Source organism: Staphylococcus argensis (assembly GCF_002902305.1).
GTDB lineage: Bacteria > Bacillota > Bacilli > Staphylococcales > Staphylococcaceae > Staphylococcus > Staphylococcus argensis.
Map to the genome: position 1 here is coordinate 255,260 of NZ_PPPX01000011.1, position 22,599 is coordinate 277,858.

The window sequence follows — 22,599 nt, forward strand, 5'->3', positions numbered from 1 at the left end:
TTTGTATCTAGGTATTTTAATACTTCTTTTAATCCTAAATATTACATCACCACAAACCAACACAACACACACTCTCTATTTGGTTATTTGTTTTAATATTAGTGTTTCGAGGAAGAGAGTGTTTCTACTAAGCACATGTTTCCTGTGATTAGGTTTTTAGAATATCAAGGAAGCAAGTGTTTCTATTAATATAATAATGTGTATTGGAAGAAGGAATGCCACTTCTAAATACCTAATAAACTATGCCTCGTTATTTTTATTTTTAAAACGAGGTGTTATACTAAGATATAACTATAAATTAACTATTAGGCGGTAGCTAATTTATAGTCGCATCTTAAATTATGCTTATATAGAAAATGAATCATTTAAAAATGATTCATACATGCACCAATTGCCACCTTATGATGTTGATTGTAAGGTGGTTTCTTCTATTTATAATAATCATGCACCCTCGAAGTTAGATTTCATTCTAACTTTGAGGGTGCATGTTTTATTAATTCACGCCTTGTGGCTTATTGCGTTTCGTCTTCTGTGTTGGATCTAGGCGTTTTTCTAGTAAGCGAAGGACAACGTCGATGATCACTGCGATGAGTGCGATTGGGATGGCACCTGCAAGAATGAATGTTGTGCCATCTGTCGCATTGGTACCGCGGATGACGATGTCACCTAATGTTGGGGCTCCGATAAATGAGCCGACTGCTACGACACCGATCGCTACGACGAGCGCGATGCGGATACCTCCGAGTATGACGGAGAGTGAGAGTGGTAGTTCAATCATGCGCAGTACTTGGTTGCTTGTCATACCCATGCCTTTGCCGGCGTCTTTGATGTTGTCGTCCACACCTTGAATACCTGTGTAAGTGTTTTTAATAATAGGTAGCAGTGCGTAGAGAAATACGGTAAAGACAACTGTATTCGGGCCGAGTCCCATCACTAGCATCAGGATGGCAAGCATCGCGATGACTGGGACGGTTTGAATGATGTTGGCGATCGTGATGACGACCCATGATAGTTTAGAGAATCTCGCGATAAAGATACCGATTGGAATACCTATGATAGATGCAAAGAGTACTCCGTAGACGGACATGAGTAAGTGTTTCAAGAATAAATCCATTAAGTAACCAAAGTTGGTAGAGTAGTACTCACCGAGTTGTTGTAAGAGATTGCCAGACATTAGTGTTGCCCTCCTTTCTCATCGTCGAAATAGTTGTGTTTCTTCAAGAATTCTTCTGCAACGACTGCGGGTTCTTTCCCTTTACCATCTGCTTCGTAGTTCAGTTGTTGCATTTGTTTCGTTGAAATCTTACCTTCTAGTTTTTTCATCGATTTTTTGATTTCTGGATGTTTTTTCAAGAGCTTGTTTGTCGCAAATGGACTCGCGTCGTATGGTGGGAAGAAACGGCGATCATCTTTCAAGATCTTCAAGTCATATGCGGCGATACGGCCATCTGTAGAGTACCCTACTGCTGCATCGAGCTTTTTATTATGTAAGGCATCGTAAACGAGACCGATCTGCATAGGTCGAACGGTGTTAAAGCTAAAGCCGTAATCTTGAGTGAAACCTTTGTAGCCGTCTCCTGCACGTTCCATCCATGAGCTATCAACGCCTAGTCTTAAATCTTTATGCTTTTTCAAATCTGAAACTGTTTCGAGATGATATTTGCGTGCAGTTTCTTTCGTTACCATAAATGCGTAGGTATTTGCGAAACCGTATGAGTTAAAGAAATGTGAATCAAAGCGTTTTTGGAAACCTTCTTGTGTCGCTTTCAACGCTTTATCTGGATCTTTGATAGGATCTTCGTTCAACGCGCCAGTCAAGTCTGTACCTGTATAACGTGCGCCTGACATGTTGGCGTCACCTGTCGTTATCGCTTTGTGTTGAATCGTACTAGATCCTAAGTTATTGACGAGTGAAGGCTTTAACTTACCTTTCGTATCATGTTCAATCATGACGCGTACCATGTGTGCCATGATTTGTGATTCTGTGTTTGTTACCGCTGTGATCTTAACTTCGTCATCTGAGCTACTGCCTCCTAAACCAGGTAGACTACATCCAGATAACACAGTGAGACACAGCAGTGGGATTATGAGTAATGTTTTGAACTTTCTCATCCTGTTCTCCTCCTTGTTATCTAGATACTTTAAGTCCTTTTGGCACAGCCCATTTTTCAATTCTCGAAAGTACAAAGTCAACGATAAGTGCGAGTATCGTTACTGCGATGGCTGCAGCGATAATCATGTTCGCGTTGTATAAGTTAAGTCCGTTGAATACGAAGTCGCCGAGACCTCCTGCGCCAACGTAACTGGCCAGTGTCGCCCAACTGATAACGTATACAGCCGAGAGACGTACACCACTGAGGATGAGTGGTAACGCGAGTGGAAGTTCGACGTCTTTCATCATCTGTAGACGTGTCATCCCCATACTTTTAGCCGCGTCCTTTAAGTTGCTATCGATTTGCTGAACTCCGAGTATGGTGTTGTTTAAAATAGGTAGCAACACGTAGATGAATAAGGCGATAATTGCGGCCATTTTACCTACACCGAAGATAGGAATCATAATGGCAAGCACAGCAAGCGTTGGAATCGTTTGAAGCACACCGGCAATCGTCAAGACAACGTTCGATGTTCGCTTCATGCGCGAAAGCATAATCCCGATTGGCACTGCCACGATAATCGCAATCAATAAAGCGATCACTGAGATTTCTAAGTGCTCTAAAGCTTTCTTTAATAAATCTTGACCATTATTGCGTAGGAAATCCATCATGAGCGATCAGCTCCTACTTCGCTCGGCTCTACAATCGCCTCTTCAGTAGACGTGGCGTCACTTTCACCCCATATGCTGTCGTAAACAATATCTACGAGGTTCGCACGTGTGACGAGACCGAGCAACGTCTTGTCATCTTTCGCAACGACCGGCACGTTACGCACATTTCGCTTGAGAATCGTACGCACGCTATCTTGCAATTTACTGTCTACACGCACGCGATAAATATCACGTTGCATCGTGTCGATAAGTTCACGATTCGCACGTAAACCTTGGTTGATGTCTTCGATATCCAAATAGCCGAGTAAACGATTGTCGTCGCCTACTACAAAGATTGTGTCGACGCGTCGTTCACGCATAATTTCAACTGCATCATTGAGTGAACGATCGGCATGCACAGTAACTGGTGTAATCATCGCATCTTCAACTGTGCGCATATTTGGACGGTCTTGGATCAGACGGTTCTGTCCGATAAAGTCACGCACGAAGTCGTTGGCTGGATGGCGCAAGATATTGTCAGGTGTATCGAATTGCACCACTTTACCGTGAGACATAATACATATCTTGTCTGCAAGTTTAATCGCTTCGTCCATGTCGTGTGTTACGAAGATAAAGGTCTTACCTAACTTTTGTTGAAGTTCTTTCACTAAGTCCTGTAACGTATCTCGTGTGATAGGGTCTAACGCACCAAATGGTTCGTCCATTAAGATGACATCTTGTTCAGCAGCGAGTGCACGCACAACCCCGATACGTTGTTGTTGACCCCCAGACAATTCAGATGGATAGCGATCTAAATATTCTTCTGGTAAGTCGACGAGCTTGATTAATTCTTTCCCTTTCTCTTCTTTCTTCTCTTTGGACCATTTTAACAGCTTAGGAACTAAGACGATGTTCTCCTTTATCGTCATGTGTGGCATCAGTCCGATTTGTTGAATCACGTAACCGATACTGCGACGTAACTCAACGGGATCCATCTTACGAATGTCTTTACCGTCCATTGTAATTTGCCCGTCTGTCGCCTCTATCATACGGTTAATCATTCGCAGTGCAGTCGTCTTACCGCTTCCGCTCGTCCCGATAAAAGCCACAAATTCCCCTGACTGAATATCGATCGACATGTTGTCGACGGCTTTCTTATTGCCTGAATAAATCTTTGATAAATTCTTAATACTGAGCATGTATCTCGTTCCTTTCTATCGTAATTTCATGTCAGTCTATTCTTGAGATGGTAAAAGAGACGCATGGTTAACGCACATCTGTATGCCGTTCAAATGAACGATCATTATCACATTGAAGATGAAGTATATTTGAATTTAGCTCAGACGCTTATGTTGTCTCTTCAGTATCAACATAAACAAAGGACCATTTGTGGAGTTATACAAATCCGAGAATAAGTAAGAACACAAGCACAAAAGGCCCTAATGTAAGTGATAAGATACTGTTGTTTAATTATGTAAGTTAAATACGTGTGAATGTGATATGAGCGTCATTCTGAGTGATAACGATTAGGCTTTGATGCGGAAACTTCATTAGTAAATCTGCTTACGCTGTGTGCGCATCGCCGCATCTTATTAGCATGCCACACGAATGTGTGGGTGCTCTAAAGATGTCCTCAAACCTTGTATAGTAGTAATTATACCCTTTTACCTACACAAAGTCACATGTAGCCGAATTGAGACTCGAAAGTAAAGCGAAGTTGTCGCCACGCTATCGACTCTATTTCCCCATGCATCATCACGGCATCTTCAATATCTAGCTACACTATTTAGCTTAACATAGATAAGATGTACGTCCAGATATTAAGGAAAGCACGAGTGGCTGGAATTCCAAAAACGACTTCTCTCCTTCTCACATCGTGCTAGCTATTGCCCCTCATCAACTTCGCACAGAAGTTCTCACCTCTAGTCATTCATCCCTTTTCCATCGAGAATGTGTTGATAGTATTTCTCGACCCTTCTTTCCCTTGTCGTCGCTCGCTTCGCTTGACCGATAAAGTACATGTATTGACGCTGGCGACCTGGTGTGAGCTGGTTAAAAGCTTCTTGTAACGCTTCGTCTTTATCCAACGCAGCCTGCAATTCATCAGGCATCGTATACTCTTCCGTCGTCTTCATCGGTACTTGCTCCCCAGATTGTTCTACACGAATGGCCTCGTTTAAATACCAAGTAATTTCTTCAGCACGTTCTTCGATTTCTTCCAGACTTGTAAAACGAAGTTGGCGTGTAGCTTGAACATTTTTCGTTTGTTGTATCAATGATTGATAGGGATCTTTCATAATCGCGCCTTTTTGAAACAACAGCGCACAATAGTGCTTAAATTCTTGAATAATGACCACGTTCTGACCTTCATAGGTATAGCACGGATGTTTCCATTTATAATCTTCTGTGAGTTCCGTCTCTTGAACGATGTCACGGAGCTTTGTGATTTCATCTTGCCATTGATCGAGTTGTTGAATATAAGATTCGACGAGTTGCTTTGTATCTTTCTGCGTCATCTTCTTCACCTTCTTTGAAATACTTTATGCTTTAGTATAGCACGTTATGTGACCTATTGATGAGTAGTATGGAGCACTTTTTCATTATTCGTAGACTTCACAGAATCCTCCCCATCGTTAATTTTTCTCAACTTATCTGAATATTTTTGATATAATAGACAAATATCATTTTAAAGTGAAAGCGTTTACAGTTATTTTCCGCTTAACACTTAAAGGGGATGTTACATATGCATGATGGAAATGTATTGCTAACGGTCGTAGGCGTGTTGATCATCGTCTCTATCGTTGGCTTATTAATCATGAAGAAGATTAGCCCGGTTGTGGGCATGACACTCATACCGTGTGTGGGCGCATTGATACTCGGTCACAGTGTTCATGATTTAGTGAAGTACTTTAACAGTGGTTTAGAGTCAGTAATGAACGTCGTTATTATGTTCATCTTTGCCATTATCTTCTTTGGCATTATGTCGGATAGTGGCTTGTTCAAACCCATCGTTAAACGTCTCATCTTGATGACACGTGGGAATGTCATCATCGTTTGTATCGTGACTGCGATCATCGGTACGTTTATTCAACTTGATGGGGCTGGCGCGACGACCTTTTTACTATCTATACCAGCACTACTCCCACTTTATCGCGCACTCAACATGAATCGATACTTACTCATACTACTCCTCGCGTTAAGTGCGGCCGTGATGAACATGGTGCCTTGGGGTGGCCCTATGGCGCGTACGGCTACGGTATTGCATGCTAAAGACGTCAACTCGTTATGGTACGGCATCATTCCAGTGCAAATCGTCGGTGTGGTTCTCGTATTAATCTTCGCCGCTTTCTTAGGTTGGCGTGAGAATCGTCGCATCAACAAACTGATTGCGCAAGGTGAGCTGAGTGATACACAACACATCGATATTCACAAACTCGTTCAGCGTTATGAACACGATCAGGATATTAAATTCCCAGTACGTGGACGTGCGAAGACGCAGAATTGGGTAAAATGGTTCAATACCATCCTAACGATTCTCGTCATAGTCGTCATGCTTGCGAATATCGCACCACCTGAGTTCGCGTTCCTCATTGGTACAGCCATTGCACTCATCGTGAACTATAGTAGTGTCGATGAACAAATGGAGCGCTTGAAGGCACATGCGCCTAATGCCTTGATGATGGCTGCAGTCATTATCGCAGCTGGAATGTTCTTAGGTGTACTCAATGAAACAGGCATGTTGAAGTCTATTGCCGTAAACTTTATCAAGATTATTCCAGATGCGGTTGGTCCATACTTACATGTCATCGTCGGTTTCTTCGGCGTACCTTTGGACTTACTGACAAGCACAGATGCTTATTACTTTGCGGTACTACCAATCGTTGAACAGACAGGTCAACAGTTTGGTATTGCGCCCGAATCTACTGCTTATGCGATGATTATCGGTAATATCATCGGTACCTTTGTCAGCCCATTCTCTCCTGCTTTATGGCTTGCGATTGGTTTAGCAGAAGCGAACATGGGAACATATATCAAATATGCTTTCTTCTGGATTTGGGGCTTCGCAATCGTAATGGTTATCATCGGTATTTTGATGGGCGTCATTGCAATTTAATATTCTATTCAAGTTAAAAAACCCCGTAGGTGGACTTTCTGCCACCTACGGGATTGTTTTTGCGTTTGAGCTGATAATCTTTTTACCTTACTGCTGACGGTACTTTGCGACATTGGTCAGACTAATCGCAAGGATGAGCACGAGCACACCAATACCCGCTGAGAAGTAGGTCGTCGCAAAGACATTGAGCTTAGATACTACGAGGCCACCGACCATACTTCCAATACCGATACCGGCATTCAAACTCGACATGTTCCAACTCATCACTTGGCTCGTATCGCCTTCGACTTGGTCGATAATCCCACTTTGAACAGCAGGATTCGTACTCCACTGCATGATATTCCAAACGAAGAGGCCAATCATTAAGATAACCACACTCGTTAAGATTTGGTTCAACACAAGCATCATAATGATAAATACTGACACAGAAATGATAAGCCAACGTTTAGATGTGAGCTTATCTGATAGGAACCCGCCCATCGATGTTCCTGCAACTCCAGCGATACCGTTAATTAATAGCACAACGGATACGAATGATAACGTATGACCGCTTTTTAACATGAGAGGGTTAATATAGATAAAGGTAATAGAATTCGCCACGAGAATAAAGAACGTGATCCCTAAATACTTCACGACTTCGAGAGGTCTTACTACTTTAGAATGCGTTTCTGAAGACGAGCCACTCTCATCTGTTGACGTATGGTTAAGTTGAGGTAGGAAGATAAACATGAGTATACCCACAAGCACACTGACCGCCACGATAAAGAGGAAAGTGAAACGCCATCCGAATGCGCCCCCTATCATCGTACCAATCGGCACACCTAGGACATTTGCGCCACTGAAACCGGAATATACAATGCCAATCATCTTACCACGATTGTGAGGCGCAGTAAGCATCGCAGTTAAGGCGAGAATCTTAACGATAATGAGTGCTGCAGCTGCTGAAGAAATGATGCGGCCTATGATAAGTATCGTAAAGTTCGGTGCTACGGCAATGATTACGTTACCGACGATAAAGAACACGAGCGTCCACAATAATAACGGTTTAGGGTGGAATCGATTCGTGAGTTTAACGAGTATCGGTCCTACCACTGCGAAAGTGATCGCATACAATGTTACGAGTTGGCCAATAATCGCTTCTGATATATGTAAATCTTGACTCATTAAGTTCATAATTCCTGCAACCATCATCTCTACCATACCTACGATAAAGGTACTGAGGATAAAGGTTACGATACGCATCGTCGTCATCGCGCACGTCCTCCTTCACTTTGTTCTGAACACAATTACTTCCATTATAAAGCATAAATTCTGAGTTGTGCGTGTAGGTGCTTAATTTAAAATTAGAGAGAAATTTATATTTTAATGGTAGCCTCCATAATTGTTTTTCAATGTTTTACTCTCGCTTGCTTGGGAGAAGCACAGAAATCTATGATTTCGTAGTGCTCCCCCCGTAAAGTTGACTAGAGTTCGAGAAAGCGTTAGCTATCTCGAATTCAGTCAGCAACTGCGTAGGACCACACTCAACTAATTCCTATCGCTCTACGAGCTTTAGGAATGGATTTTCGTTGTGGTCTAGCTCCATTATGCGTCTCGAGTTCACATTGAAAAACTTATAATTTGTATTTCATTTTCTACTCTCTTAATTTTTTTAACTCTTAAAGCACATCACGACATCAACTAGCTCGAATTCAAATAATTATTATCAAGTGTATTGTTAATATCTGTCGCTTTATTGAGTTCTCTTCGCTACTATACTCAAATATATCGAACTATGTTCGAAAACAAAGCTGTATATAACAAACCAATAAAATTGGTAAGTATTATCCTCTCCTATTCTTTTAGTGAAATAACTGTCTTTATTTAGGCTTAAAAAAGTTAATATACTACATATTTCTTTAATTGAGGTTTCTCACATAGTAAAAAGCGCTCCAAAATTAGTGGTGAACACTATCTTTGAAGCGCTTGGTAGGTATTATGGGTCACATTTTCCTAAAATAATACAATCTACTTACATATTACGACCTACGAGCTGATCACGATGGTTGAAGAATTGACGGTAACTCAAGTAAGTCGCAATCAATGCGGAAATAATCGTTGCTGTGGTATGGATAAAGACAACGAGTAATTGGAATTTGATGGCTTGAAGTGGTGGCACGCCGCCGATAATCAAACCAGTCATCATACCAGGAATTGAAACTAAGCCATACGTCTTTACTGAGTCAATCGTCGGTACAATCGCCGTCTTCACACTCTCACGAATCGTCGCTTTGGAAGCCAGTTTCGGATTCGCACCTAAAGCAAGCTTAGATTCAATCTCATCCATCTGCTTCACAAACTCACGATCAAGGTTCTGATAAGCTAAGTTAATCGCAATCAGACCATTGTTCCCAAGCATACCCGAGATAGGAATCACTTCGTTAGGCGTAAAGTCAATCGCACCTGTGAGGATGACTCCAGTAAGTGGAATAGCCACACCAATGAAGATGGCCACGAATGAAATCCAGAAGACGTGATGCATGACTTCAGATGCACGGCTCAACGTATTCCATGAAGCATTGATAATGATGACGAGCACAAAGAGTAAGAGTAGCCACTTCTGATCGACATCAAAGATGAAATGTAAGATAAAGCCTAAGATGACGAGTTGAATGACAGCTCGAACTGTCGCGACAACTAAGTCTTTGATGATATGTAACTTCTCAACATACGAGACGATGATTGGAAATAGTAGTAAAAGAGCCGTAATGGCTAACGCTGTCGTACTCATGTTAAATCCTCCTCATTTTCAATCTTGCCGTCTACGAGACGAATCCGCTTCTTAAAGTGACGCATACTCTGATCGTTGCTATGTGTAATCCACATAATCGCTACACCTTGATCGACTAAACCGAAGATAAGTTCTTCTATCTTCTCACTATTCTGCGTATCTAATGCACTTGTGGCTTCGTCCAAGAGTAATAATTTCGGTATGTACATGAGTTGGCGTGCAATCGTTACACGTTGACGCTCACCACCAGAGAGCGGTCTGACGTCAGTGTTCAAGTTATAATGACCGAGACCTACTGCTTTGAGCAGTTCTTTCGCACGTTTCTTGTCAAAGTCCTTGCCACGTACTTCTGCTGGAAAAGCTAAATTCTCACCGATTGTATGGTTAAATAAATCACTTTCTTGTAGTAAATAGCTAATCTCCATACGTAAATGTTCAGGTTGAATATCTTCATAATCTTGCCCTTCGTAATAAATGTTGCCGGATGTCGGGCTGATGAGGTTATCAATCAAACGAAGTAACGTACTTTTACCGCTACCAGAAGGACCTACGATAGCAATCGTATCCCCTTTATTCACTTTTAAATTTAAGTTATCAATAATCGTTCGATTGTTGACTTTATATGTCACATCTTTAAGTTCTAACATGCTGTTCACTCCTTCTGCTTATAAACTACAGTAGTGTGCTTATTCCCTAAAATTAAGTTTTAAAATATATTTATTTAAATTCGTTTTCTTTTCAAATGAGATTTGTGAGCGACCTAGTAGTGAGTGCTTTCGTGCTGCTTGTCTTCCCTACTTTTATTATACCTAAGAAAGTAATAAAATCCCCCCTAACCTCATCGAGGTCAGAGGGAAAAGTTGAATATGCGATAGTTATTTAAATCGTTATTAAGGCAAGCACAACGGCATATCCATTATTTAATGCGTGTAATATAAAGCTCGCAGCTAGATTACGTCCAGAACGCATATAAACAATAACTATAGCGCTAATTAAATATCCTCCAATCTCAAATGGTAAATTCATTCCTACTACGTGAACCGCAGTAAATAAGATAATAGATAGAATTGCTGCGATTGGATAGGTAATCTTCTTACCGAGTTCATGGATAATCAGATGGCGGAATATGAGTTCTTCTATCAATGGTCCCAAGATTACAACGGCAATTAGACTTACAGGAATTAGCCAGTCGACATCGAACATCTTCAGCACTTCTTTATCGTTCGCTGACTCGTCGAATTGCAAGGATTTCGGCAAGAAATTTAATAACCATTCATATAAACTCGATAATATTTCAACAACTACAAAAGTAGTAATAATAAATAGTAAGTGTTTTTTCACTTGTTTAAAACGTTCAATTGCTATACGTACGATGTCGTGATGAACATGCATTAAATAAAATATAAGAAGTGTAATAATTTTGTTGTTAAATGATAAAATAATTAGAAATGTTTCAGTGTCATCTAGATTAGTTGTTCCATCTGTAACTAAAGCCATCAAACCAAAAATAATCGAAAATAGAACAATTTGAACAATAATAAAGTAGAGAGGCACGAGCCATAAATCGCGCCAAGCGAAATAGCGACTGTGCCATCTTTCTGGATACTTGAGCTTATTCATTTCTGAAGACACGAGAAATCATCCTTTCCTAACTTCAAATTCATCATTTTACCAATATCTTAAGAAAATATTGAAACGAGACTCGCAACTGCATTAAACATAAAGTGCAGCGTGATACTCACTGCCAAATTACGACCTGACTTCATGTAGACGTATACAAGGCCTGCTGCCATAAAAATATACGAGCCAATTTCAAACGGAGACGTTGCGCCCGTTACATGAATACCAGTGAAAATAATGACAGATAACACTGCCGCAACAGGATAGGTAATCTTCTTCCCTAATTCGTGAATGATTAAGTGACGGAATAACAGCTCTTCCACAAATGGAGTGATAATCGCAACGTTAATAAACGTGATCGGAGTGAGCCAACCTACTTTAAATAGTTGGTCAACCTCTTCTTGGTTCTGCGTTTCATCAAACTGTAACGATTTCGGTAAATAATCGGTCAAAGTATCGTACCCTGCGTCTAACAACATCACTACGATATATGTCACAATGAGTAGCCAGAAGTAGCGTGGTACCAATTTAAACCGTTGCCACATGACCTTAGCTAACCCATGTCGAATATGTATGAGATAGAAAATAAATAAGACAAACAATAGCGTTAGCGTATCGATAGTTAAGTTAATTGAATTGACCGTGAACGAATTCTCTTTTGATTGTAATATTGATGGATTAATGGCCAATATCGTCACTTGTATGAGCAACACCACTATATACGGTAAAATATAATAGAGTGGTATCAGCCAGAAATCGCGTTTCATGAGATGTGAACTTTGCCATGGTGATGGCGATTTAGGTGGTTTAGGTCGTCGTTTAAATAGTTTCATAAACCAATTCCTTTCAGATAGGATATGTTTTATATTTATCATAAATAGAAACGTTTTGCCATTCTTCGTGGTAAATCGTGCAATCAATATAAGAAAGAGCGCATTTTAAGTATACTCAAGTCATTGTCCATACAAATTATAAGGCAACGGAACCACAGAATCCTCGTTTATGAGATAGATAAAGAGAAGTGCTACAATATGCTATAACAACAAATTGGGAGGGACTGTAATGAAAGATACAAAGCAATTATTACACACACTCACGGATATCAATGGCATCGCTGGACATGAAATGGCTGTGAAATCAGCGATGAAAGATTACTTACAATCTGTGAGTGATCAACTCATCGAAGACAATTTAGGTGGTATATTCGGTCTTAAAGAAGCATCTAAAGGCTCACGCTCACTCATGATTTCCGGTCATTTAGATGAAATCGGCTTTATGGTCACTAAAATTGATGACAATGGTTTCCTATACTTCACTCCAATCGGTGGCTGGTGGAACCAAGTTATGCTTTCTCAAAAAGTGACGGTTACTACTGATGAAGGTAAAGAAATTCGTGGCATCATCGGTTCTAAACCTCCGCACGTGTTGACGCCTGAACAACGTAAGACGCCCATGCAAATGAAGTCTATGTTTATCGATATTGGTGTGAGCAGTAAAGAGGAAGCGGAAGACCTCGGCATTGAACTTGGTAATATGGTCACACCTTATAGTGAATTCGAAGTTATGGGTAACGATAACTATATGACTGCGAAAGCATTCGACAATCGTTACGGCTGTGCTTTAGCTATCGATGTGCTTGATAATCTTAAAGATGAGGATATCGACATCAACCTTTACTCTGGGGCTAATGTACAAGAGGAAGTCGGTTTGCGTGGTGCGAAAGTAGCGGCAAATAAGATTAATCCTGACTTAGCGATTGCAGTAGATGTGGCGGTCGCTTATGACACACCAGGAATGACAGGTGAGATGAACGATGCGAAGTTAGGCGAAGGTCCTGTTGTCATCACGATGGACGCTTCAAACGTTGCTCATGTTGGCCTGTTAAAGCATATTAAAAATGTCGCAAAACAACATGATATTCCAATTCAACTCGACACAACTGCTGGTGGCGGTACAGACGCAGGTAGCATTCATGTCGCAAATGAAGGTATCCCTACTGTTTCATTAGGTGTCGCGCTACGCTACATGCATTCAAATGTTTCTGTGCTCCACACTGAAGATTACCGTAATTCTGTGAAACTTGTCACTGAAATTGTGAAATCATTAAATGATGACACTGTAGACCAAATCAAATGGTAATCGATCTTTAAACACATAAATGACTCCCACGATGAGTGGAGCGGAGTTAGCGGGAACAGGCACTTCGAACAGCGCCTTTCCTCCACTTCACTCTTCTAACGTGGGAGTTTTTTTACTATCTTCAATTATTTCGTTGTGCGTTTCCAACTGTCATCACTTAACATTTCGCCTGGCCATGTGTATGCCATCACACCACCATCAATCGTGATCGTTTCACCAGTGATAAACGAACTATCATCTGAAGCGAGGAAGACGACAAGTTTCGCTACTTCATCTGGAGAACCTAAGCGGCCGAGTGGTGTTACCCATTTTTGAGTTTCACGGAAACTACGACCTGATTCCTCTTCTTCAGTACCTGACAATTTATCCACGAGCGGTGTTTCAATCGTACCTGGCGCAATCGCGTTCGCACGGATATTCTCGCGACCATACTCAATTGCTGTAGAACGTGTGAAATTAATCACACCACCTTTAGCTGCATTGTAACCTGAGCGGTAGAGGTCTGCCGCCTGACCTGAGAAAGATGCCGTATTGATGATCGAACCACCGTTATCCAACATGAGTGGGATTAAATATTTCGTCATCATAAACGTACCGCGTAAATCGACACCCATGATGCGGTCAAACACTTCGACAGGATATTCATGAATACGGCCCGCACTATTATCTACGCCTGCATTATTGAACAAGGCGTCAATGTGACCATATTGAGATTTCAATGTTTCAGCGAACGTCTCCACTTCACTTTGTTCAGAAACATCTACGATAAATGCGGAGGCTTGATTACCCGCTTCTTTAATTTCTTCTACCGTTTCTTCCACGCCTTTATCTACATCGACTGCGAGCACGTGTGCTCCTTCTTCAGCTAACGCTTTCGCTGATGCAGCACCGATACCTGTATGTGCCCCAGTCACTACGACAATTTTATCTTTCATTCTCATGACTTTGATTCTCCTTTATCTCTTTCTTGATACTAAAATGAACTTATTTTTAAAATTCCACTCCTCATCACAACTTAAACGCATCGAAAATAAGTTACATCAATCTCAACAGCGTTGCGAAAGACTTCGCGATGATTTCTACTATTAGTTTTCGGAAAATTGTTTTATTTTAGTCTCTAACTTGTTATACTCACTCTAACCCAAAGGGGAGGGGTTATAATTATGACAGAACAAACGAAAAAGAAGACAGGAATCTTTAACAAATTTCTTAACGGGGTCGAACACGTGGGGAATCGCCTACCTGACCCAAGTATTTTATTCTTTCTCATTTGTGTCGCGCTAGCCGTTATTACCTGGCTCGTTTCACTCTTCAATGTTTCAGTGAAACACCCCGGCACTGGGAAAGTCGTAGAAGTGAAGAATATCTTAAGTATCGATGGCTTTCGCATGATTCTTAATGATGCGATTAAGAATTTCTCTGAGTTTCCAGCACTTGGTATCGTACTTGCGTTAATGCTAGGTGTCGGCGTCGCTGAGAAATCAGGTTATTTCGATAAACTACTCGTGCAGGTGGTACATAAAGCACCAAAGAAGCTGATTGTACCTTCTATCATCATTATCGGTATTCTTGGTAACGCAGCAGGAGACGCAGCGCCTATCATCCTACCACCACTCACAGCGATGGTCTTTATTAAATTGGGCTACCACCCTATTGCTGGACTTGCTATGGCATACGCTTCATCATTGGGAGGCTTTGCGGCGAATCTTATGTTAGGTATGTCTGACGCGATGACGTATGCTTTTACCGAACCTGCAACGCGTATCGTCTCAGATCACACGAAGATTAACGTGGCGATGAACTGGTACTTTATCGCAGCAAGTGTGATCATCCTACTTCCAGCCGTTTATTGGGTGACGATGAAGTTTGTCATTCCACGACTCGGCAAATTTGATACATCTGATGCGCAAATCGAGGTCGATAGTTCAACGCAAGATCTGACACCTCAAGAGCGTCGCGCACTTCTATGGGCGAATATCGGTATGGTCGTCGTTCTCATCGGTATCATTCTGTGCGCTTTACCGCATCACAGTTTCTTGCGTAATGCGAAGACAGGAAGTCTCATTGACGACGCGCCCTTGTTTAACGGGATTGCGCTGATTATCTTATTACTATTCTTAGTACCAGGTTTAATCTATGGCTTTATGATGCGCGAGTTCAAAGATACGAAAGATCTCGGTCGTATGCTTGCGGACTCCATGTCATCCATGGGTTCCTTTATCGTCATCGTGTTCTTCGCAGCTCAAGTCTTAGGCTTTCTGCAATGGAGTAATCTCGGTGTGGTTATCGCAGTTAAAGGTGCAGAGCTACTTAAAGGTCAGAATGGCGTGGTTCTTATTATTGGGGTCATCCTCTTGAGCGCTATTATCAATATGCTTATCGGTAGTGCTTCTGCAAAGTGGGGATTACTCGCGCCGATCTTTATTCCCATGTTGATGTTGCTCGGCTTCCACCCGGCTTTAACACAAATGCTGTATCGTATTGGGGATTCAATCAGTAACCCAATCACACCTATGATGCCGTATCTGCCATTACTACTACAATATGCGCAGAAATATGATGAGAACATGAAACTGGGTTCACTCTTATCCAGCTTAATGCCTTACACCGTCATACTGAGTATCGTGTGGCCAATCTTTATCATTATTTGGTACTTACTCGGTATCCCACTCGGCCCTGGTGGCGTATTACACATGTAACACTTCATACTTATATTAAAATGAATGGCACGTTGCTGCAGAATCATATTGCAGACGTGCCATTTTTCTGTTTCTCGTATTCATTTAGCGCAATATACGCCCGAATCCTCGCATCACCCATTGATGTATTGGCGCTTGAGTCAATCGATAAATTCGCCATGGTAGCCGTGGTCGGAAGTGGATAAGAGCAGTGAGTAATGTCTCTTTCGATTGATTAATTTTAAAAATAAATTGAGGTTGTGGCGCATGAGAAGATACTACTCCAGCAAGCGCTCCTCCTATGATTGATAAATGTACTTCGGCAGGCGTGACCACACTTTGAGCCATCTTAATCAAAGGCCAACGATTCAACAAGCGAATGTCGTATCGTGGATGGCGCCTGTCTACCGTAATGAGACCGAGCGTCAGACGATGTAAGTAACGTGCGTAGCTTTGAATAGCCTCGTTCGCACTATGAATCTTTACACTTTCGAGATGTTGGAACGAGTACACCCGATGCACAGATCTACGAGAACAACACTTGCCAAATATACGATTTAATAACCGCTTTGCTGATGTAGCTCGCTTTAGTAATCCTCGCGTCGATGGTGAATATGGCTCAATTACAGATACACCAGAAACGATTGAAGAGATATTATCGAGCGCCAGTTGATGCATCGCAAAGGCGTCACCTTGTAATAACCCGTGCGGTAAAATAGATGATGTTTGAAGATACACGACATAGTCTTCCTGCTCAAGCTGTACCTGAAGTTCCTCAAGGTGAAGTACATTCACATCTTGAGTGTTCAAATGATAAATTGGATACGTTTGCTTATTCAGTGACCCTTTTAACTGACGGATGAGCGTTTGGCTAACACGACTATTCGTACCTATAACAACGACTCGCATCGTTAATCCCTCCCTTTACATACTATCGGCGACCTATTATAGTTATTATAATTATTGTAATACGTTGTTGAGGTGAAATGAATGAAAGACGTTGCACATTTGAAGAAAAAGTATGAATTGATACATGAAATGGCGGATTACGAGCCGATATATTGGAAGAATCCTCGGTTCAATCACACACAAGAGTGGCCTTTGACCTATTCCGATATCGAAGAGGCATCAGCACGTCTCCAACGTTTCGCACCTTACATACAAAGTGTCTTCTCGGAGACCGCTTCCCACTCTGGCATCATTGAATCACCCCTCGTAGCTATCGACCACATGCGTGAACACTTAGCACAGCTCGACGATTTCGAACTTAAGGGTCGGTTATGGTTAAAATGCGATCACGCTCTCCCTATCTCAGGTTCAGTTAAAGCGCGCGGTGGCATTTACGAAGTGTTAACGATTGCTGAAAGGATTGCGCTAGATGAGGGAGACCTGAGCGTTAACGATGATTATTCTATACTCGCTTCCTCTCGCTACCAAGAACTATTTGGCAAACATACGATTGCGGTAGGTTCAACTGGAAATTTAGGACTCAGCATAGGCATTATGAGCGCTAAATTAGGCTTCAACGTTCAAGTTAACATGTCGCAAGATGCGCGAGAATGGAAGAAAGCGTTGTTGCGTGAGTATGGCGTAGAAGTTATAGAGTACAAGTCCGATTATCAATACGCCGTGGCAGAAGGTCGTGAAGCAGCGAAAGAAGACCCGAGATGTCACTTTATTGATGACGAAGATTCCCAACATCTCTTCTTAGGTTATGCTGTGGCAGCGTTGAGACTGCAAGATCAATTACGAGCACAAGATATTACGATTGATGCTAAACACCCGCTCTTCGTCTACTTACCTTGTGGCGTCGGCGGCGCACCTGGAGGCATCACATTTGGACTGCACCAAGTTCTCGGCGAACATGTTTATTGTGTCTTCGTTGAGCCGACGCATGCGCCGTGTATGACGCTAGGGCTACTCACTCAATTCTACGACGATATTAGTGTGCGCGATATTGGTTTAGATGGGCGGACTGAAGCGGATGGGCTCGCAGTAGGTCGTCCTTCTCGCTTAGTAAGTGAGATGATGGATACGTTATTATACGGTAGTTGTACCGTAAGTGATGCACGTCTTTACACGTACCTTTACCTTCTCTCTTACACGGAGAATGTACATGTGGAACCTTCAGCGACAGCAGGCTTTGCCGGTATTAAAACTACGCTTAAACTCGCTGGAGAAGACGGTATTTCAACAGCACAAGCTAACCATATTGTTTGGTCAACCGGAGGCGCAATGGTTCCTGAGGACGAAATGAGCGATAATATCGCATATGGTAAACATCTTTATAATTTAGCTGAATCAAACTGATGTTCCAATATAAATGAAAGCAGCTACCCTATTCCACTCATCGTGGAGGTAGCTGCCTTTTTAATCTTTTTATACTGGTCTAACTGTAATCTCATTCACATTGACGTGACTTGGTTGTTCGAGCGCATAAACGACTGCTTCAGCAATATTCTTTGCTTCAAGCTTCTTACGATCGCCAAAGTCACCACTGCCCATCGGTGTGTCCACCATACCAGGCGAGATGCTCGTCACTCTGATACCCGTACGAGCGAGCTCTTTCTCCAGACCTTGCGTAATCGTATGGATCGCTGCTTTCGTCGCACTATACATCGTACTTTGTTTCGTCACCTCAAAGCCTGAGATCGATGCAATATTAATGATGTGGCCTGAGCCTTGCTTTTTAAAATGCCGTAAAGCGGCATTGATACCATATAGCGTCCCTTTCACGTTCACATCAATCATCGTCTCCCATGCCTCAACATTGCCATCTGTAATCGCTGGCGACAACATTTGACCTGCACTGTTCACGATGACGTCGATATGACCATAATGAGACTTCGCTTGTTCCACAAGTTGTTCAACTTGTTGACGTTGCGTCACATCGGTAATTACCGTTTCAACTTGCGCATTATACGTTTCCTTTAAATGGCTTGCTACTTCATTTAAACGCGCTTCATTGCGACCTGCAAGTACGAGTTGGACTTGTCGTTCTGCAAGCGCCGTAGCAATACCCTTACCGATACCACTACTCGCGCCAGTCACAACCGCTACTTTATATTGAAGTTGGGTCATCAAATCTCCCTTTCTCTTACAATGATTTCTTAAACACATAACTCACTTTATCATAGTCCATCTTATCAGTGTAAAATTGATGCGCACGTTCTTTCTTTAAATCAGAAGATAAAGCAATGCAGTCATAACCTTGTTCCTCGGCCCATGTTTCAATATAAGACAAGAGACGCGCACCATAATCTTTAGAGCGCCATGCTTCATCCACCACTAAATCCGTAATCCAAATGTAGCGACCATAGTAAAGTGTCGTCATCGGTTGAAATGCTAATACCGCAACGATTTCACTACCTTCATACATCCCAAACATACGGTAGCCGTCATCTTTGATGGAATCAGTGACTAAATCCAAATATTGATCTTTCGTTAAGTGCGTACGTAATTGTTTGATCACTTCAAATGCATGTGTCACTTCTTCTTCATTAAATAACTCTGAAATATATCCCATAGTCATTCATTCCCCTTTATTTTTTAAATGAATATGATTAAACCTTACGTTTTATTAAAGTATATCACTTTAAAGATAATAAATTTAATATTTTCACTCGATTTATGTAGTGAAAATTTGAGGTAGAAAGTATAGGAGAAATTGATATATCTATAATTTTCAATGTTTTACTTTCGCTTGCTTGGGAGAAGTACAGAAATCTATGCTTTCGTAGTACTCCCACAGAAATACTGACTAGTGTTCGAGAAAGCGATATCCTTCTTAAATTCAGAGCTACTGCTATGACTTATAGACAATTAACTTTGAATAAGTCTCTTAAATTTCATCCTATGTAAACAAACAAGAAGTTACTTTCATCCTTTTGAAATTAATTAATGAATGCTTTAGTTTTCTAGTATTAAGAGATCATTATTGTTTTCAATGGGGACACGAGACGCTTGATGGAACGAGACCACAACGAAAATCCATTTCTTGAGCTCATAGAGCGAGAGAAATTAGTTGAGTGTGGTCCCATAAGCAAGCGAGTGTCTCAAAATTGAAATCCTTAAGTAACATTATAAATTTCTGTTCTACTCATTATTCTGGTAAAATAGATAGAAAGCACTTTTTCGGGATGAATTTTATAAAAAGGGTGAAAGAATCATGTTAAATTTTGAAGAACGTATTCAAGCATTACGTGAACAAAAAGCGAAGACAAGCTTCGACTTCAATTTCCAAGAATTATATAGTGACGAGGAATGGTTAGAGATGCGCCTCGCAGATAGAAAGTATGCGGAACGAGAATTTCGTCGCTTCGTAGGTAAGAGCAGTCATCTCAGAATACCTGCTGTGACTGAAGATAGTATTCGCATGCGTATGTATAACTTAGTTTATTCCTTTAATGAAATTAAACGTAACTTTAAAGCTTACGTCTAAAACGAAGTCTTTACCATAAGCAAAAGCCCTAGCCAACTGATAATGGCTAGGGCTTTTAGAATGAGGCCGTATCGCAGAAATAACTCGGGCAGAGAATACCGCTGGACGGCAACTAGTTTGTACTGTTGAGGTACAGACTTTCTGGATGACCCCATTCTCATCTCATCATTTTAAAGGGCGTTTAACTAAATCATGAAACTTCTACTAGGGGCTAATAGAATTAGGGACTACATGAGCACAATGTCGGGACTTTTCATCGTGCCATGAATGGTTACAGTCGTGTTAACATGGCATAAGCAACTTCGAACATGATAGATATAGCACTTAGCGTCAACAAAGGAAATTCAAGTTAACCGACTGCGCCACTTACATTATGATCATACCGAGGGATTGAAGGTATGAATGTAAATATCATAACTGTGTACTTCTGAAGGAATTATTACTATGATAGCTGACTATAAAAAAGTGTCGTTTTAGTCTTTATACTCTATTATAATCTCACTTGCTATCTCACTAATTCTTTCTTAAGTCCAGTTATCCTTTACAGCCCATATATTACTATGATTAGTTGCAAATTTAAATAGATTTGTGATTCATTTCACAAAATAGTCATAAACCACATTTCCTTTTTAAATATCTTCACTTGTTATTGCTAATGACATCGATTTTTCACAGTTTTCCAGAACTTGTCTTTTACACAAAGAGGCTGATAAACAATATAAAAATAATTCCAGAAACGGAAATAATCGTTTCAAGCATGGACCAAGTTAGAAATGTCTCCTTAACAGTTAAACCGAAGTATTCCTTGAACATCCAGAATCCCGCATCGTTAACGTGAGAAAGAATCACACTACCTGCCCCAATAGCTAGAACTACGAGCGCCACGTTAGTATCTGAGTGTTGTAGAAGCGGAAGGACGATACCTGTCGTTGAAATCGCTGCAACCGTAGCCGAACCGAGCGCGATACGTAATACAGCCGCTACAATCCAAGCGAATAAAATCGGTGACATTTGTGTTCCTTCGAACATTTTAGAAATCGTATCACCGACGCCACCATCAATCAGAACCTGTTTAAATGTACCGCCACCACCAATGATTAAGAGCATCATACCAATAGGATAAATCGCTTCTGAAACGGAAGTCATAACATCCGACACTTTACGACGTTGACGCATGCCCATAGACCAGAAAGCGAAGAGTACGGCAATGAGCATGGCTGTGCCAGCTGTTCCAATAAAGTAAATCACCTGTTCAACCATATTCTTCGGCTCACTGTGGCCAGTAATGAGCTCCGTTAATGTGGCGATAAGCATAAGTATCACGGGAAGAAGCGTTGTTAAGATGCTGACGCCGAAACTTGGCATCTCCGCTTCAGTAAAAGTACGCTGTGCACCGAGCGCTGAAATATCTCCCTCACGCTGATAAGCAGATGGCGTGAGTCGTTGCGCAATTCGGTTAAATAGTGGCCCTGCAATCAGAGTCACCGGAATGGCGATAATAATTCCAAAGAGTAGAACTTGACCGAGATGCGCGTGTAACTCTTTCGCAATTACGACTGGACCTGGATGCGGAGGCAAGAAACCATGTGTAACTGACAGTGCCACCACCATAGGCAGCCCCAGTTTCAATTGTGAAACACCGGCACGTTTCGCTATTGTGAACACGAGCGGGATTAAGAGAACGAGGCCTACTTCAAAGAATAACGCAATACCTACGATAAACGCTGCAACGAGCATCGCCCATTGCACATGTTTACGACCAAATGTGGAAATAAGTGTTTCTGCAATACGTGAAGCGCCACCGCCATCGGACAGTAGCTTACCTAAGATGGCACCTAATCCAAAGATGAGTGCAATGTGTCCTAATGTGCCACCCATACCTTTTTCAATCGTATCCATAATCTTATTTAGTGGCATACCCAACAGTAATGCGGTAACGATTGAAGTGACGATGAGTGCGATAAACGTATTGAGTTTAAATCCAATGATTAACCCAAGTAAGATGATAATACCAATGACGACGGCTAAGAGCGGCCAAACTGTACTAAACATTCCGTTTCCTCCTCTATTTCGAACGCTGTATTGTAAGTCAGA

General features: G+C 41.5%; 20 protein-coding genes. 5 read left to right on the plus strand and 15 right to left on the minus strand.

The genetic code is table 11. From position 1 onward, the window contains the following. Positions 1-493: 493 nt before the first annotated feature. The 5 genes from CD039_RS08185 to CD039_RS08205 all read right to left on the minus strand — a co-directional run bounded on the left by CD039_RS08185 (position 494) and on the right by CD039_RS08205 (position 5,259). Positions 494-1,174 carry an ABC transporter permease gene (locus CD039_RS08185; protein WP_103371905.1) on the minus strand — a complete coding sequence of 227 codons (681 nt, stop codon included), beginning with the start codon at positions 1,172-1,174 and terminating at the stop codon, positions 494-496. Continuing rightward, positions 1,174-2,112, minus strand: a complete 939-nt coding sequence (locus tag CD039_RS08190; protein ID WP_103371906.1) for an osmoprotectant ABC transporter substrate-binding protein — start codon at positions 2,110-2,112, stop codon at positions 1,174-1,176. The genes CD039_RS08185 and CD039_RS08190 overlap by 1 nt, the downstream gene beginning before the upstream one ends. 16 nt (positions 2,113-2,128) lie before the next feature. Next, positions 2,129-2,764: an ABC transporter permease gene (locus tag CD039_RS08195; RefSeq protein ID WP_103371907.1), complete on the minus strand. Its 636-nt coding sequence runs from the start codon at positions 2,762-2,764 to the stop codon at positions 2,129-2,131. Next, a complete protein-coding gene (locus CD039_RS08200) occupies positions 2,761-3,942 on the minus strand; it encodes a betaine/proline/choline family ABC transporter ATP-binding protein (protein ID WP_103371908.1) in 1,182 nt (393 codons plus the stop codon). The genes CD039_RS08195 and CD039_RS08200 overlap by 4 nt, the downstream gene beginning before the upstream one ends. Before the next feature lie 723 nt (positions 3,943-4,665). Then, positions 4,666-5,259 carry a YdeI/OmpD-associated family protein gene (locus tag CD039_RS08205; RefSeq protein ID WP_103371909.1) on the minus strand — a complete coding sequence of 198 codons (594 nt, stop codon included), beginning with the start codon at positions 5,257-5,259 and terminating at the stop codon, positions 4,666-4,668. 227 nt (positions 5,260-5,486) lie between these two features. Between CD039_RS08205 and CD039_RS08210 the strand changes: the two genes are divergently transcribed. Continuing rightward, positions 5,487-6,857 (plus strand): CitMHS family transporter, encoded by a 1,371-nt coding sequence (locus CD039_RS08210; protein WP_103371910.1) that lies wholly within the window; start codon positions 5,487-5,489, stop codon positions 6,855-6,857. A gap of 87 nt (positions 6,858-6,944) precedes the next feature. Here the strand turns inward: CD039_RS08210 and CD039_RS08215 are convergent, their stop codons facing one another. From CD039_RS08215 to CD039_RS08235, 5 genes are all read right to left on the minus strand, one after another. Further along, a complete protein-coding gene (locus tag CD039_RS08215) occupies positions 6,945-8,108 on the minus strand; it encodes an MFS transporter (RefSeq protein ID WP_103371911.1) in 1,164 nt (387 codons plus the stop codon). Between the two features lie 760 nt (positions 8,109-8,868). After that, the gene (locus CD039_RS08220) at positions 8,869-9,627 is read right to left on the minus strand and encodes an ABC transporter permease (protein ID WP_103371912.1); all 759 of its coding nucleotides are present in this window, start codon (positions 9,625-9,627) and stop codon (positions 8,869-8,871) included. Next, positions 9,624-10,274, minus strand: a complete 651-nt coding sequence (locus tag CD039_RS08225) for an ABC transporter ATP-binding protein (RefSeq protein ID WP_049410861.1) — start codon at positions 10,272-10,274, stop codon at positions 9,624-9,626. The genes CD039_RS08220 and CD039_RS08225 overlap by 4 nt, the downstream gene beginning before the upstream one ends. 232 nt (positions 10,275-10,506) lie before the next feature. After that, positions 10,507-11,259 (minus strand): CPBP family intramembrane glutamic endopeptidase, encoded by a 753-nt coding sequence (locus CD039_RS08230; protein ID WP_103371913.1) that lies wholly within the window; start codon positions 11,257-11,259, stop codon positions 10,507-10,509. A gap of 47 nt (positions 11,260-11,306) precedes the next feature. Further along, complete coding sequence (locus CD039_RS08235; protein ID WP_103371914.1) at positions 11,307-12,080, minus strand: CPBP family intramembrane glutamic endopeptidase; 774 nt, start codon at positions 12,078-12,080, stop codon at positions 11,307-11,309. Positions 12,081-12,309: 229 nt separating this feature from the next. Between CD039_RS08235 and CD039_RS08240 the strand changes: the two genes are divergently transcribed. Then, positions 12,310-13,386 carry a M42 family metallopeptidase gene (locus CD039_RS08240; protein ID WP_103371915.1) on the plus strand — a complete coding sequence of 359 codons (1,077 nt, stop codon included), beginning with the start codon at positions 12,310-12,312 and terminating at the stop codon, positions 13,384-13,386. A 125-nt stretch (positions 13,387-13,511) separates the two neighbouring features. On the opposite strand, the gene CD039_RS08245 is transcribed toward CD039_RS08240, so the two are convergent. After that, on the minus strand, positions 13,512-14,327 hold the full coding sequence (locus CD039_RS08245) for an SDR family oxidoreductase (protein WP_103371916.1): 816 nt from the start codon (positions 14,325-14,327) through the stop codon (positions 13,512-13,514). 222 nt (positions 14,328-14,549) lie between these two features. On the opposite strand from CD039_RS08245, the gene CD039_RS08250 reads away from it, so the two are divergent. Next, the gene (locus tag CD039_RS08250; RefSeq protein ID WP_103371917.1) at positions 14,550-16,085 is read left to right on the plus strand and encodes an AbgT family transporter; all 1,536 of its coding nucleotides are present in this window, start codon (positions 14,550-14,552) and stop codon (positions 16,083-16,085) included. 84 nt (positions 16,086-16,169) lie between these two features. Here CD039_RS08250 and CD039_RS08255 read toward each other — a convergent pair whose 3' ends face one another. After that, complete coding sequence (locus CD039_RS08255; RefSeq protein WP_103371918.1) at positions 16,170-16,973, minus strand: hypothetical protein; 804 nt, start codon at positions 16,971-16,973, stop codon at positions 16,170-16,172. Between the two features lie 81 nt (positions 16,974-17,054). Between CD039_RS08255 and CD039_RS08260 the strand changes: the two genes are divergently transcribed. After that, positions 17,055-18,374 (plus strand): D-serine ammonia-lyase, encoded by a 1,320-nt coding sequence (locus tag CD039_RS08260; protein WP_103371919.1) that lies wholly within the window; start codon positions 17,055-17,057, stop codon positions 18,372-18,374. A 69-nt stretch (positions 18,375-18,443) separates the two neighbouring features. Here the strand turns inward: CD039_RS08260 and CD039_RS08265 are convergent, their stop codons facing one another. Further along, positions 18,444-19,145, minus strand: a complete 702-nt coding sequence (locus tag CD039_RS08265) for an SDR family oxidoreductase (RefSeq protein WP_103371920.1) — start codon at positions 19,143-19,145, stop codon at positions 18,444-18,446. A gap of 16 nt (positions 19,146-19,161) precedes the next feature. Beyond that, positions 19,162-19,596 carry a GNAT family N-acetyltransferase gene (locus CD039_RS08270; RefSeq protein ID WP_313955605.1) on the minus strand — a complete coding sequence of 145 codons (435 nt, stop codon included), beginning with the start codon at positions 19,594-19,596 and terminating at the stop codon, positions 19,162-19,164. 636 nt (positions 19,597-20,232) lie between these two features. Here CD039_RS08270 and CD039_RS08275 point away from each other — a divergent pair. After that, a complete protein-coding gene (locus CD039_RS08275) occupies positions 20,233-20,505 on the plus strand; it encodes a DUF1413 domain-containing protein (protein ID WP_070503751.1) in 273 nt (90 codons plus the stop codon). Between the two features lie 693 nt (positions 20,506-21,198). Here the strand turns inward: CD039_RS08275 and CD039_RS08280 are convergent. Further along, on the minus strand, positions 21,199-22,557 hold the full coding sequence (locus CD039_RS08280; RefSeq protein ID WP_103371922.1) for a gluconate:H+ symporter: 1,359 nt from the start codon (positions 22,555-22,557) through the stop codon (positions 21,199-21,201). Between the last annotated feature and the right edge of the window lie 42 nt (positions 22,558-22,599).